At 67.3% G+C, this 14,137-nt stretch carries 12 protein-coding genes and 1 tRNA gene; 3 read left to right on the plus strand and 10 right to left on the minus strand.

Annotated features, from left to right (window positions below; genetic code table 11):
- The first annotated feature begins 45 nt into the window (after positions 1 to 45).
- From FJX73_12305 to FJX73_12315, 3 genes are all read left to right on the plus strand, one after another.
- On the plus strand, positions 46 to 243 hold the full coding sequence (locus FJX73_12305; GenBank protein MBM3471552.1) for a helix-turn-helix domain-containing protein: 198 nt from the start codon (positions 46 to 48) through the stop codon (positions 241 to 243).
- A 69-nt stretch (positions 244 to 312) separates the two neighbouring features.
- Positions 313 to 723: a hypothetical protein gene (locus FJX73_12310; GenBank protein ID MBM3471553.1), complete on the plus strand. Its 411-nt coding sequence runs from the start codon at positions 313 to 315 to the stop codon at positions 721 to 723.
- A 310-nt stretch (positions 724 to 1,033) separates the two neighbouring features.
- Entirely contained in the window at positions 1,034 to 2,071 is a 1,038-nt protein-coding gene (locus FJX73_12315) for a hypothetical protein (protein MBM3471554.1), read from the plus strand.
- Positions 2,072 to 2,565: 494 nt separating this feature from the next.
- On the opposite strand, the gene FJX73_12320 is transcribed toward FJX73_12315, so the two are convergent.
- The 10 genes from FJX73_12320 to metG all read right to left on the minus strand — a co-directional run bounded on the left by FJX73_12320 (position 2,566) and on the right by metG (position 13,924).
- Positions 2,566 to 3,024, minus strand: coding sequence for a hypothetical protein (locus FJX73_12320; protein ID MBM3471555.1), 459 nt, complete (start codon positions 3,022 to 3,024; stop codon positions 2,566 to 2,568).
- A gap of 23 nt (positions 3,025 to 3,047) precedes the next feature.
- Positions 3,048 to 3,290 (minus strand): hypothetical protein, encoded by a 243-nt coding sequence (locus FJX73_12325; protein ID MBM3471556.1) that lies wholly within the window; start codon positions 3,288 to 3,290, stop codon positions 3,048 to 3,050.
- Between the two features lie 269 nt (positions 3,291 to 3,559).
- On the minus strand, positions 3,560 to 4,402 hold the full coding sequence (locus FJX73_12330) for a hypothetical protein (GenBank protein MBM3471557.1): 843 nt from the start codon (positions 4,400 to 4,402) through the stop codon (positions 3,560 to 3,562).
- 94 nt (positions 4,403 to 4,496) lie between these two features.
- Positions 4,497 to 4,572 (minus strand) — tRNA-Arg (locus FJX73_12335).
- A gap of 40 nt (positions 4,573 to 4,612) precedes the next feature.
- On the minus strand, positions 4,613 to 7,813 hold the full coding sequence (locus FJX73_12340) for an efflux RND transporter permease subunit (protein ID MBM3471558.1): 3,201 nt from the start codon (positions 7,811 to 7,813) through the stop codon (positions 4,613 to 4,615).
- Positions 7,813 to 9,156: an efflux RND transporter periplasmic adaptor subunit gene (locus tag FJX73_12345; GenBank protein ID MBM3471559.1), complete on the minus strand. Its 1,344-nt coding sequence runs from the start codon at positions 9,154 to 9,156 to the stop codon at positions 7,813 to 7,815. Before FJX73_12345 ends, FJX73_12340 begins: the two co-directional genes overlap by 1 nt.
- A 58-nt stretch (positions 9,157 to 9,214) precedes the next feature.
- Entirely contained in the window at positions 9,215 to 9,940 is a 726-nt protein-coding gene (locus FJX73_12350; protein ID MBM3471560.1) for a TetR/AcrR family transcriptional regulator, read from the minus strand.
- A gap of 100 nt (positions 9,941 to 10,040) precedes the next feature.
- Positions 10,041 to 11,153 (minus strand): hypothetical protein, encoded by a 1,113-nt coding sequence (locus FJX73_12355; protein MBM3471561.1) that lies wholly within the window; start codon positions 11,151 to 11,153, stop codon positions 10,041 to 10,043.
- Positions 11,150 to 11,935, minus strand: a complete 786-nt coding sequence (locus FJX73_12360) for a TatD family deoxyribonuclease (protein MBM3471562.1) — start codon at positions 11,933 to 11,935, stop codon at positions 11,150 to 11,152. Before FJX73_12360 ends, FJX73_12355 begins: the two co-directional genes overlap by 4 nt.
- Before the next feature lie 42 nt (positions 11,936 to 11,977).
- On the minus strand, positions 11,978 to 13,924 hold the full coding sequence (gene metG / locus FJX73_12365) for a methionine--tRNA ligase (protein ID MBM3471563.1): 1,947 nt from the start codon (positions 13,922 to 13,924) through the stop codon (positions 11,978 to 11,980).
- Positions 13,925 to 14,137 lie beyond the last annotated feature (213 nt).

Raw genomic sequence — 14,137 nt, forward strand, 5'->3', positions numbered from 1 at the left:
TGCAGTTTCCATTTTCGATGCAAACACATAGTGAGGGGTGAGACGATGGTGCATTTCTTCACGCCCGCAGAGGTTGCTCGCAGGATGGGTGTCTCGCGGTCCACAGTCCTCTGGTGGACGGATACTCATAAGTTGAAGGCGCTCCGAACCGCAACAGGACGGCGTTTGATTCCAGCGCGGTCGCTCCAGAAGTTTACCGAGGACCGCGCGCGCAAGACACAGGCCCATGCGGGCCTGCGCTAATGAACAGCGGCCCGGCCTGACGCTTCCTAGGGCACCGGCCGGGTCGCTGCCGAGAGAGGAGTGATTGTGTTGACCTCCCCGATTTTATCCCATTCGACGTCATTAGGCAAAACCCTGCACGAGCGGGTTCCTGTCCGTAATCAGGCCGGCCGTGTCGTCGGCTGCGTCCGGTTCCTCAACGGCCGGCGTACCTTTGTGAAGTCCGTCAATCCCGACCTGCACATGCTCCGGCAGCCCCGGGCATGGGCGAATGACCGCACGGTTCTCGACCAACTTGCCCGCATCGGCGCAGAGTTCGTGTGCCACCAAGAACGAGCATCACGCCGACGTTGGTGGGCGTCACTCGCCGCGTTCGGAGAGCACGGCTTCCCTGTTGTGCGCGGCTGCGGCGAACAGGTCGGCCTCGGGCTGAAGTTCTGGCACGTCGAGGACCCTGATAGGCCACAGCAGGTCCCGCTGTTCCCCGAGGTGTCGCGATGAACGGCGCCCCCGAGGAGCTCGCCGCCATCGTCGCCCACGACCGTTGCCTCGACCTCATCGCCGTTCGGTGCCCGAAGTGCGGCGTCACCTGCGGCGTCCTGCCCGGAGCGGAGGCCTGGCATGCCCGCTGCGACGGGGCCCGCATGGAGCCAGTGGACCCGGCTTCTGCGGCGCGGCTGTTGAAGCGCGCCAGGGACCGACGCTGGTATCGGGGCAGGCTGGCCGGGGCCCCCTCGAAACGTCTGGAAAAACGCCAGGAAAACCGGGCAAGAAGGGGGTCTGCGGGGCCGACGGGACCGGGGATACCCGGATGAGCGCGACCGGCCCTTTTGGGGCCTTTGCGAACGAGTACCACGGTCGCGGGTTGAACGCGATTCCGGTCTTGCCCGGCACGAAGCAGCCGGCCGTTCCCTGGCGGGGTTGGCAGCGGCGCCGGCAGTCAGCCGATGAAGTACGCCGGCTCATCGAGACGCACCCCGGGGCCGACATTGGGATTGTCCTGGGCGGTTTCGGCGGGTTGGTGGACTTCGACGTAGATTCTCTCGTCGGCGAGGAAGCGTTGGTCTCGCTGGCTCGGGGGAAGAAACTTCCGTTGCCGGCGACGACCATGCTTGAATCCCCGCGCGGGCATCACCGACTCTTCCGCGCGGTCGGGCCGATACCATCACGACTGCGGCTGGTTGAAGACGTTGACCTGCTCGCCGAGGGCCGGTTTCTCGTCGCACCCCCCTCCACGGGCCGCGCTTGGCTGACCGGCCTCGATGCCCTGGCTCCGCTGCCCGTGGCCTGGGAGGCCTTCTTGCAGGCCGCGCAAACACCTTCGGAATGGGCCGCCAGCCGACGGGCCGCCGAGCACTTCGGAGTCCCCGAGGGAGAGCGGAATATCACCCTGGCGCGGCTGGTTGGCAGCAAACTGACGGCGGGTGTCTCTGACGTGGAGATTGTCCGGTGGGCGCGCGAATGGGCCAAGCGGTGCGCGCCCGGTTCGCACCCGTTCACGTCTGAGGAGGCAGAGCGAGTGGCCCTGTCCATCATCGAGACCCGACGGCGTACCCGGTCGCCGGCGGAGGCTGCCCTGTTCGTCGGGAGAGAACGGGGCCTCGACGCCGTGGACCGATTGGTGCTCGTGGCGCTCGCCACGCACCAGAGGGACCTCGGGGGCCCGGTGACTTTCGCCGCGCCGTGCCGACTAATTGGCAGCCTTGCCGGGTTCGACCCCGGCACGGTCGCCAGGGTGTACCGCCGACTGCGCGAGGCCGGGCTCATCTTCCTGTCGGCGATTCGGGACCCTGACGGCCGGCGGGTTTCAGCCGTTCGGTTCCGGCCACCGTTGCCCACGGCAACATAAGCACTTGTTCTTGGTCTTGAGCTCTTGGTCTTGAAGCCCTGCAGTGAGGTTGTTGAAGCTGGGAGGACGAGGGTTTTGACGGCGGCGCGACGCGCGGCCGAGAAAGGGGGACGAGGTGGCCGGGCAGAGGTGGTCCCGACGGTGGCGGCCGGGCCGCAAGCCGCCCACCCAGCCGCCGCTACGGCAGCGGGTCTGCGTCCTATGCGGCGCGCCGTTTCTTGCCCGCCGGTCTCATGCCCGGCTGTGTTCTGCGCTGTGCCGGAAGAGGCTCGAGCGGGCACGTCAGCAGGAGCGCGCACGGATGCGGCTAGAGGCCGCATGGGCGCGATGGGCGCAGGAAGACCAAGGCGAACCCCGGGAGAATCGGCCCTGAAGGCTTCTCGCAGGCCCTGGCGGTCGCGTAGTAGGACCTGTGACGCGACAGTTACGGTCTTTGTGGGGTGGAACAGGTCTGGCCGGCCGGGCCGGTTCAGGCGCGTGAGTTGGACTTTGGACTAGGGTATCCTGTAGAAGACCCTCCCGGTAGAGTCCACGAACCAGAGTGCGGGTCCCCTGGTGTCAACTCCCATGCTCGCTTGCCCTGCTGGGCTCACAAACAGGACCCCGGCGGGGTCCAGCATGACGTACGACCTCTGGACCGCGTCCAGGAAGAGGAACCCTGGTTTTGCTGGACCCGCACTGAGCACGATGTTCGCCGTCCCCGTTGCGTCCCAAAACCGCAGTGCTGGCTCGCCGGCGACCGCGTCCAGGGTGATGCGCCTTCTACCGCCTTCGTCCACAATCTCAACGGCTCGGGCACGTAGTGTAGATGGCTGCGAATCGGCTTGCTGCACCGGGACTATGAGGGTGACGAATGCGACAAGGCTCAGCGCCAAGACGATGAAGACTAGCCGCAAACGCCGCTCCACAATGCGCAGGCGGTCTAATAGAGCGTCGAACTCCGTTCGCTCCATAGCGTTCCCTCCTTTGTGAGCCCCTATCGGCTGCAGGTCTGCACGACGTTGTACGCGACCGCACGCGGTGCTGGAGCCCCGAACTGCCATCCCGGTGTCAGGCCGCTTGGAGGGCTCGCCCCGGATACTCCGACGGCCACGAAGTCGCGCCGCTCCAGACTGGCCCTAAGCGCCACCGTTGAGGGATTCTGCCCCTCGCGGAGACACTTGGCTGCCCGAGTGAACAGTGGCACCGCGTCCGAGCCGCCATACGCGGTCCACGTCATGCTATCCACCACACCGGCAATGTATGCGTTGCCGCGGGCCGACTCGCCGCTACCATACAGACTAAGGAGCTCATGCCCGTTGAAGAGATACAGACGCTGCCCAGTGGCAGCAGCGACTGAACCGAGGAGTAATCCGATGACTACACCAAACGCGAGAAATCGCACGACACGTCACCGTCCCTTTCCATCGCAGTCACCTCCCGCATCTGTCCGCCCCCACGGATGCACCCCTTCTGCAGCAGCGTCGTGTTGTCATGCTGCGCGATGGTCTACGCGAGCCTCAGCCGCTCGATGGCCCCGGCCCTCTTGTGCGCCCTCTGCAGGTCCGCCCCCACTAGGCTGCTGTAGCGCAGCGTGGTGCTCAGGCTCTCGTGCCCAAGCAGCCGTCTGACTTCATCCAACCCTGCCCCGCCCCGAAGCCAGCTTGTCGCGGCGAAGTGCCGCAGGGCGTGAGGGTGAAACCTACGGTGTGCAGGCAGGCCGACCTTCGCAGAGAGCCTGTGCATGATTTGCAGCAGGTGCCGGTGCTTCAGCGGTCGGCCCGCGCGGTCGCAGAACAGGAACGATTCAGTCGCGGGCTGCGGGTGACGCGCCAGCCATGCCTTCAGCGCCCTCGTCGTGGTGGGGCCGACGAAGGCCACTCGGTCCTTGCGGCCTTTGCCCTCACGCACGAACAGGCCGCGGTCGGCCGGTCGCCAGTCCTCAACCAGCAAGTGGAGCAGTTCGCTGGCGCGCAGGCCCGCATCGGCGAGCACCAGGAGCAGCGCCCGGTTCCTCGTGCCATGCAGCGTTTCGGGGCAGGTGGCGAGCGCGGCCCGCAGTTCCTCTTCGGTGGGCACGTCGGGCAGCGTCTTGGGGCAGCGCATGGTGAAGCCGCGAAGAGGGTTCTCGGTGAGGGTGCCAACCTCGACGCACCACCTGAAGAACGTCTTGAGCGTGCGGTAGCCCTGGTGCTGGCGAGAGGCTGACAACCCGCGCTCTTGGAGGTGCGCGAAGAACTGCCGCACCGTGAGCACGGTCACCTCTGGAACGCCGGCGAGGAACTGCTCCAGCCATTCGCGGTAGGTATGCAGCGTCGCCTGTGTGCAGCCAGCTACACGCTTGGTGAGCAAGAACGACTCGACAGCATCCCTGAGGGGGTGAGCGTCGGCTTTTTCAAGCGTTTCGGGAGAACCGCGAAGGCTGAAACCCGCGTCCTGACTGAACTGGCGCGCCCGGAGGGACTTGAACCCCCGACCTACGGCTCCGGAGGCCGCCGCTCTATCCACTGAGCTACGGGCGCGCTAACTCTCATTATAGCACCTCATGACACCCTGCAGGGCCTACTGCTCGCCGTCGTCGTCCCCGTCTCCGGCGCCATGACCACCGGCACCCTGACCACCAGTACCTGCCGGCTGCGCGGAGGCAAGGCCCGCGGGCTCACCCGAAGGCACGGCCGCGGCTGCGCGTGGGAACAACCTCGCCACCAGGTCGTCCAGCAGCGAATAGACCACCGGGATCACGAGCAGCGTCAGGAATGTGGACGTCAGGAGCCCTCCCAACACCGCCATGCCCAGCGGCTGGCGCCACTCGGCGCCGCTGGTGCCCAGCCCGAGCGCCACCGGCAGTCCGCCGAGGATCGTCGTGAGCGAGGTCATCAGGATCGGCCGCATACGGACTCCCCCGCCCTCGATCAGGGCGTCCCACCGCGACCGGCCGCGGGCGCGCAGCTGGTTGACGTAGTCCACGAACACGATGGCGTTGTTCACCACGATGCCCGTGAGCATGATGATCCCCAGCAGCGACATGATGCTCACGTTGATGCGCGTGGCCAACAGCAGCGGGAAGACGCCCACCGCTGCCAGCGGCAGCGTGAACATGACCGTCAAGGGGTGCAGCAACGACTCGAACTGAGCAGCCATCACCATGTACACGAAGACGATCGCCAGCGCCAGCGACGTCAGCAGATCCCGGAACGATTCGGCCTGAATCTGTGCCTCTCCGCCGAAGAAGACCTCGTACCCGGGCGGGAGCGTCAGGGCGTCCGTCTTCTTCTCGATGTCGGCGATGACCGCGCCCAGCGGTCGTTCCTTCAGGTCGGCCGAGACGACCGCAAGCCGTGCCCGGTTCTTCCTCTGCACTGAGGCCGCACCGCGCGTCTCGTGCAGCGAGGCCACGTCGCGCAGGCGTATCGCGGTGCCATCGGGAGCGGTTCCCACGGCAAGGTCGCCGATGCGTTCGACCGCGTTACGGTCTTCGATCCTGGACCGCACGGTGATGTCGAACTCATCCCCGCCTACGCGGTACCGGGTCACGGCGCTGCCCTCGATCGCGCTGCGGAGCGCGGTGCCGACGACGGCGGCGTTGAGCCCAAGCCGCGAGGCCCGGGCGCGGTCGAGCGTAACCTGGATCTCGGACTTGCCCAGGGCCAGGGAGTTGTCCACGTTTACCACGCCGGGGGTGGTGCGCACGATCTCCTCGACCCTCGCCGCCAGATCCGCGAGACGGCGCTGATCGGGCCCCGAGATCTCGACCTGCACCGGCGCCTCGCCGCCTCCGACCCCGCTGGTCGAGGAGATCTTCACCTCCGCTGCGGGGATGACGGCCATCTCCGTGCGCAGAGCGTCCATGATCTGCGCGAGCGCGCGCGTGCGCTCGCCCCGGTCAACCAGACTCACAAAGATGTCTGCCTTCTGTGATCCCGGCGTGGTGTACCCAAAGCCCAGCGAGGAGGCACCCACCATCGTGAAGACGGTCTTCACCTCTGGTGTCTGCCGCAGGATCGCCTCTGCCTTCAGCGCGGCCGCATCTGCCAGGGCCAGCGAGCTGCCCTGGGGCATGTCGAGCTGGACTCGGAACTCGCCGGTGTCGGAGACGGGGAAGAACTCCTTGCCGATGAGCGGTGAGGCCACCAGTGCCATGCTCGCCGCGAATGCCAGGGTCGCCAGCCCGAGCGTGGCTCCCCGGTGCCGCAGGCACCAGGACAGCCATCCCTGGTACCGGCGCACCAGCACGTCGTAGGCGGCATCCCACCGGTCGGACAGGCGCCCCCGCCAGGTCCCGGCGTAGTTCCTCCGCCTCAGCCAGCGCCCAGACAGCATCGGCGTCAGCGTGAACGCGATGAGGACCGACAGCAGGTTGGCGAAAACGACTGTGAGCCCGAACTGCCGGAAGAACTGCCCGACGATGCCGCTGGTGAAGGCGATCGGCACGAACACGGCGACATTAGTCATCGAGCTGGCCATCACCGCCAGCTCTATCTCGCGCGAGCCCTCCCGTGCCGCGTCCTGTGGCGTCGGGTCGAGGTCCAGGTGCCGGTTGATGTTCTCGGTGACCACGATGGCATTGTCCACAAGCACGCCCACCGATACCGCCAGGCCGAGCAGCGACATCATGTTGATCGTGAATCCCGCAAAGAACATCGGCAGGTAGGTGGCGATGATCGCGGTCGGCATCGCCAGTGCGATGATGAGTGTGCTGCGCACGTTGTGCAGGAACAGGAAGACCACGATGGCCACCAGGATCGCCCCAAGCAGCAGGTTGCCCTGCACGTCGGCGACCGATGAGCGGATGAAGACCGACTGGTCCTGGGCGATGGCGAAGGTCAGGTCGCCGGGCAGCGTGCGGCGCAGCTCAGCGACTGCCTTGCGCACGCCGTCGGCGACCTTGACGGTGTTGCCGCCGGCCTGCTTCTGGACCGTGATCCCAACGCTGTCTCTGCCGTTCAGGCGCGTGTACTGGGTGGCGTCCTTCTCGGCGTCACGTACCGTGGCCACGTCGCCCAGGCGGACGGTGCTGCCGTCGCGACGAAGCACCCGCAGATCGGCAATCTCCTCCAGACTCGTGAACTGCCCTGCCAGCCGGACCAGGAACTCCCGGGAATCCTCGGTCACCTTGCCGCCGGGCATGTTCAAGTTCTCGGCGCGCAGCGTATCCTCGATCTGCGACAGGGCAAGCCCGAACGCCCGCAACCGTTCCTGGTCCACCTCGACGCGGATCTCGCGGACGCGGCCGCCGGTGACGTTCACGGCGGCCACGCCGGATACCCTTTCGAGCCGCGGCTTGACCACGTCGTCGGCGATCCGCCGCAGCTCGCGCGGAGACCTCGAGCCGCTCAGCCCGATGTTGAGCACCGGCATGGCGCCGACATCAAGCTTCTGCACGATCGGCTGCTCGACGTCCCTGGGAAAGCCCGCCCGCGCTATGTCCACGCGTTGCCGCACGTCCGCGGCCGCTGCATCCACGCTGACACCCAGCTCGAACTGCACGAGAACAAGCACGATGCCTTCGCCTGCGATGCTGCGGACCTCGCGCACATCGGGCAGGCTGGAGATCTGTTCCTCCAGCGGCTTGGCGACGAGGAGTTCCACCTCTTCCGGACCTGCGCCCGGATAGACCACGGTCACGCTCACGAACGGGAACTGGATGTCCGGGGTGAGCTCGACGGGCAGGCGCGTGTATGAAACCAGGCCAAGCACCATGAGCGCGCTGATGACCATCAGCACGAAGACCGGGCGGCGGACGGCGATTCCTGAGAGCGACACTAGCGGGCCACCGCCCGTACCCTGGTCCCTGGGGCCAGCACTTCCGGCCCCAGCACGATCACTTGTTCGCCGAGCGCCACGCCGGTGCGCACCTCAACCCGACCACCCTGCACCAAGCCCAGCGTGACAGATCGAACCTGAACCGCGCCGTCCACCACGACCCGAACGACCGGCTGGTCACCGCCGGAGACCGCGACCTTCGGCACAACGAGGACGCCAGAGCGCTGCTCGACGACGACCTCGCCGCGCGCGAAGGTTCCGGGCACCGCGGCCGCCGCGCCCGGCTTCAACCGCAGCCGAACACTGGCCGCCCTGCTGACGGGATCGGCCATCGGCGTGACGAGCCGGACCGTGGCCTCGGCCGGCTGGTCTGGCGCACCCTCCAGTCGCAGCGTCGCGCGCATGCCCAGCTTGATCAGCCCGATCTCGCGCTCACCGATCTTGACCTCCACTTCCATTGCCTGGTCGTCGTAGACCAGCGCGGCATAGCCAGCCCGGCCCGCAAAGTCACCTGAGACGAGGTGATCCCCCACCGAGGCGGTCAGGCCGGACACCCGCCCGGAGAAGGGCGCCCGCAGGGTCATGTGCCCCAGCCGCTGCCGGGCCATTGCCGCGACCGCGCGGGCCTGCTCCACCTGGGCGCGCCCGGCCCGCAGCTCCTCGCTCCTGGCGCCGCTCTCGGCCACGGTCAACTGCTGCCGCGCGGAGTCGAGCGCCGCCCGGGCGATCTCGGTCTGCGCCTGCGCCGCCTGCACCGCCGCGCGGGCCTGGTCCTGCTGGAGCCGCGCCTGATCCACCTGTGCCTGGGCGATTGCGCCGTCCCGCATCAGTTGCTCGTGACGGCGCAGGTTGTCCTCGGCAACCCGCAGCGCCGCCTGAGCCAGCGCGGCCTGTGTCTCCGCTGCCTTCACCTGGTTCTGGGCCTGCGTGACGGCGTTCTGGATCACCTGACGCTCCTGCGGCCGGAGCCCGCCCTCCAGCAGGGCCAGCCGGGCCTCGGCTGAGGCAACAGCGGCCTCGGCCTGCGCCAGGTCGGTCCGCTGGTCCGCCGGATCGAGCTCGATGAGCGCCTGCCCCGCGGCCACCCGGGCGCCGTCCTGGACCAGCACGCGGGCGACGCGGCCGCTCACCTTGGGGAAGATCTCGGCCGTGCGGAATGCGGTCACTGTGCCGCTGACCTCGACCGCGTGCGACACCGTTCCCTGCTCCACCGCGACGACCTCGACGGGGATCAGAACCGGCGCGGTTTGGTCCGCCGCGGGAGGGCTCCCCCGACCACGCAGCACCGCTCCAGCGGCCACCACGATCAGCGCAATCAAGAAGACCCACCACCAGCGACGCATCGGCACAAGCTCCTTCCTTCCCTTGCGATATCCCACAGAGGGGTCTATCTCTGACAACTCAACCCGCGCGTTTGACTATTCCTTCCAGGAAAGCGCCGGCAACATCCGGTGCCAGGCGCCGCAGCGGAACGCCCCTGCGGTCAACGATCCATTGTGACATCAAGCCGTCCAGCAGCGCCACCAGCAGCGGAGCAGCCACGCCGGCCCGGCCCGCATCCAGCTCGCCACGGTGCACACCTTCTCGAACCAGGGCGCCGACCATCTCCCTGCCCTGCCGGTACATGTCGCGCGCCATGCTCTCCACCTCTCGGGTCAACTCCAACCCCACGGGTAGCGTGGAGAGCTGCAGCAGATTGCAGAACTCCGGGTGGTCCGCGTAGTAGACAACGGCCGCGGCAACCACGGCCCGCAGGCGCGCGACCGCGGACCCTTCGCCCGCATGCCCTTTGCCCGCGTACCCGTCGCCCATGGAACCGCCGCCCCCGCGGGCAACGCCCTCGAGGTGCTCGATCAGCCGAGAGATCTCCTGCCGGATAACCGCCAGGAACAGCTCTCCCTTGTTCTCAAAATGCCAGTAAACCGCGCCCTTGCTGACCCCGGCACCGGTGGCGATCTCGTCCAGAATGGCCCGGTGGTATCCCCTTTGCGAGAACTCGCGCAGCGCCGAGTTCAGGATGCGGCTGCGGACGCCGGGTTGATCGGCCCTCTGGCGGGGCAACGGCCTCTCCTCTCTACATACCGACCGGTCGGTATGCAGGTTACCTGGGATGTTCCCCGGTGTCAACGCCCTTAGACCGACCCTTAGACCAACCTGGGGGCCACGCTATGGGGCTACGGTACGGGTACGCCACGGGCCACTACACGGGCCGCGATGCGGGGCTGCGCTACCCTTGCAGCCGGCGACGGCGGATGTCTTCGTCTATGGCGGCGCGCAGGCGGAAGGCAATCGTCACAGCCAGATCGCGTACCGATCCACCCTCGGGAGGGACGTCCCTGGTGGTGAATCGGAACACCGCCCATCCGCGGGCGAACACGCCCCAGCCCCCCGGATACGCGGCCGCGGATACCTCGAATGGCTCGAGGTCCGTGTCGAAGAGCCGGTCGAGTAAGTCGGCCGCCTCCTTGATCCTGGCCGGATCCGGCAGCCGAACGATCGGACGGCCGTTGACCAAGAGGTCGGCAACCTCCACGCCTTCCTCAGAGTGTTCCCGCACAGAGAGCACCAGGTAGTTGGCCGGAACCCTCCTTATTAGCGGAATCCGGCGCGCGCGCAGCTCGGCTTCCACATACTGCACGCGCTCGGCGATCTTGGGGTGTTGGGCGAAGGCGCCCGGATCGGGCCGTGGAGAGAGCTGCTCCAGTCGCACCAGCCGCTCCAGTACGGTCAGCACCGCGACCGGGCTGTAGTCGGTCTTGGACAGGTAGGCAATCGAGGCGAGATCGGCGTCGCGCTCGAGGTCGCGCGCATATCCCGAGAGCAGGCCGGTGGAAAAGATCTGCGCGCCCTGCGCCAGGTTGGCGTCGCGGGCGAAGATCGCAACCAGCAGGGTGACGAACGCTGCCTGGTTCGCGCGGCGCATCATCTCCATGCCGTGGGCGAGCGCGGCGTGCGCCACCTCGTGAGCGATGACCGCGGCCAGCTCGTGGTCGCTACGGACGAACCTGAGCAGACCGGTTGTCACGTAAATGAACCCGCCCGGCAGCGCCACGGCGTTGACCTGGTCGAACTCCACCACCTTGAAGCTGTACGGAAGGCGCGGGCGATCGGAGACAGCGGATACGGCGGCGCCAATACGGTTCACCCGGGCAGTGACCGCGGCATCCTTGACGATCTTGAACTTGGCCTCGATCTCGGTGACGGCCTGCCGGCCGATCCGGATCTCCTGGTCTTCGGCGGGCGCGGCAAGGGCAGGCGGGACAGCGGCCGCCAGCAGTAGCGCGGCCAGCATCCCAGAAGCAAAGCGCAGGACGGACGCGGCGCGCGCGGGCCCTATCACGAGTGCGCCACAAACTGCGCGAGGTTGAAGACCACCCTGGCGTTGGACGTCGTAATCTCGGCAACCGTGCCGGCGGAGACGCCGCGGGCGTGTGCCGCGGCCCAGGCCACCAGAGGTAGATGGGCCGGCTCGTTGCGCCGGCCACGGTGCGGCTCAGGCGGAAGGTACGGGGCGTCGGTTTCGAGGAGGAGCCGGTCCGGAGGGACGAAGCGCGCCACCTCCTGGGTCCGGCGCGCATTGCGGTAGGTCAACGGTCCGCCCAACCCCAGATAGCAGTTCCTGTCCAGAAAGGACCGGGCGATCTCGATTGATCCGGAGAAGCAGTGCATGACAACTGCCGAGGGCGCGCCTTCGTCCAGGATTCGCATCGCGTCCTGATGGGCGTCACGGTTGTGGACGATCACCGGGAGGTTCATCTCACGCGCCAGGTCCAGGTGCGCGCGGAACGCGCTCGCCTGGGCCTCCCGCGGTGCAAACGTACGGTAGTAGTCGAGCCCGGTTTCACCCACGGCCACCACTCTGGGATGACGGGCCAGCGCCGCCAGTTCGCGCATTGCCTCGGGCGTGGCATCACCCGCGTCGTGGGGATGAATGGCCACGGCCGCGAACACATCCCCGTGCTGTTCTGCGAGGGCCACGGCACGGCGGCTGGAGGCCAGCGATGTGCCGATGGTGACGAACCCGCCCACTCCCGCAGCCCGGGCACGGTCCAGCACGGCCGCCCGGTCGGGGTCAAAAGCCCCGTCGTCCAGGTGAGTGTGAGAGTCGAAGAGGTTGAGGATCACCTCTTCAGTCTACCGGGCGCCCGAGGGAGCCGCAACCTGTCAGGAAACGCCGGACCCCCTTGGCGGCGTGCCGTCCACCGTGAGGATCGCCACCTCGTCGTCCCCCCACGTCGCCGCCAGCAGCATCCCGCGCGACTCGACGCCGCGCACCTTGCGCGGCTGCAGGTTGGCCAGCACCACGATGCGCCGGCCGATCAGGTCGGCCGGCTGGTAGTGAGTGGCGATGCCGGCCACGATCGTGCGCACCTCGTCGCCTATGTCCACCGTCAACTTGACCAGCTTGTCCGTGCCCTGCACTCTCTCGGCCGCGGTAACCTCGCCGATGCGCACGTCCAGACGCTTGAACTCCTCGATAGTGATCTCGCCCACGGTGTTTCCTCCCTCTCTGGCTGCGACTGCCACGGTGGTCGCGACGGGCCTGGGCCGTGTGTCTATGCGCGGGAAGATGGGGTTTCCGATCCGCACGCGCAGGCCCGAACCCAGCCCGCCCCACCGCCTGGCATCCTCGATCCGCTGCGCCTCCAGCGGCTGCTCGATGCCGAGCTGATCCCAGACCCGCAGGGTGGCAACCGGCATTACCGGGGAAAGCACGATGGTCGCGATCCGCAGTGCCTCTAGCGTGTTGTACAGGATCGTCCCTGCCCGATCCGTGCGGCCCTGCTTGATGGCCGACCACGGCGCCTCTTCGTCTATGTACTTGTTGGCCGCGCCCAGCAGTCTCCACACCTCGGCCAGTGCCTGGCTGAAGTTGAGGCGGCCCACATGCTCGCCGACCTCAGCCACAACCGCGCGGGCGAGATCAGCCAGCGCTGCGTCGGTCCCCTCTGCCGGACCCGGCGCGGGCAGCACTCCACCAAACTGACGCTCGACAAGTGGGAGGGTACGGTTGAGCAGGTTGCCGTAGTCGTTGGCCAGGTCGGCGTTGAACCGGCCGATCAGGGCCGGCTGGTTGAAGTCGCCGTCGGCGCCAAAGGTAACCTCGCGGAGGAGAAAGTAGCGCAGCGCGTCCACCGCCACCGCCGGCTCGGCCCCTGATCTCTCGGCCAGCTCGCGGCTGACGGCCACCGGGTCAAGGATGATCCCAAGCGACTTGCTGAACTTCTGCCCTCCGAACGTCAGGAATCCGTGGGCGAAGATCTGTCGGGGGGGTTCCAGCCCGGCTGCGTGCAGCACGATGGGCCAGATCACGGCATGAAACCTCAAAATGTCCCGGCCTACCAGGTGCACCTCGGCCGGCCAGAACCTCCGGAACTGCTCCAGATCGTCACCGTATCCGACAACCGTGATGTAGTTGATCAGGGCATCAATCCAGACATAGGCCACCTGGTCTGGGTCGAAGGGAAGCGGCACGCCCCACTTGAATGTGGACCGGCTGACCGCGATATCCCTCAGCCCGGACCGGATGAAGCTCAGCACCTCGTTGCGCTGCGCCTCGGGCTCGATGAATCCGGGGTGGCGCTCGATGTGGCTCTGAATCCAGTCCTGGTACCTGGAGAGGCGGAAGAGATAGCAGGCCTCGGCGTTCCACTCGACCGGCCTGCCGGTGTGCACCGGACAGGTGCGGTCCGCTCCGAGCTCGGCCTCGGGATAGAACGACTCGCACGAGGAGCAGTACCACCCCTCGTATGTGCCCTTGTAGATGTCCCCCTGCTCGTACAGCCGTGTGAAGATCGCCTGCACCACCCGCTCGTGCCCGGGCTCGGTCGTGCGGATGTAGCCGTCATAGGCGATGTGGAGACCCGCCCAGAGATCGCGGAACGCCGCGGAGATCCTGTCGGCCCAGGCCTGGGGCTCCACCCCGTGGGCGCGTGCCACGCGTTCGATGTTGAGGCCGTGCTCGTCGGTGCCGGTCGCGAAGTACACGTCGCGGCCGGCCAGCCGGTGGAACCTGGCAGCGGCATCCGCGGCGATTGTCGTGTAGGCGTGCCCGATGTGCGGCACGTCGTTCACATAGTATATCGGCGTCGTGATGTAAAACTTCTCCATCGGCCACACCCTTCTCGGAAGCCGCGACAGACCCCCGGTCCGCCAGGCGTAGGTCTGATTCTAGGCCCGGCCGTTTGAGAGTGTCAAATGCCGGGGTTCTTGTAGGTCGCTTTCCAGCCCCGAACTAGACACCGCCTCACAGCATCATAGGAGGAGGACCGCCTGCGCCTGGACATATGCCCGATGCGGCCTCCACATCCTGCTCCTAGACTA

The organism is Armatimonadota bacterium (genome assembly GCA_016869025.1).
Taxonomy (GTDB): Bacteria; Sysuimicrobiota; Sysuimicrobiia; order Sysuimicrobiales; family Humicultoraceae; genus VGFA01.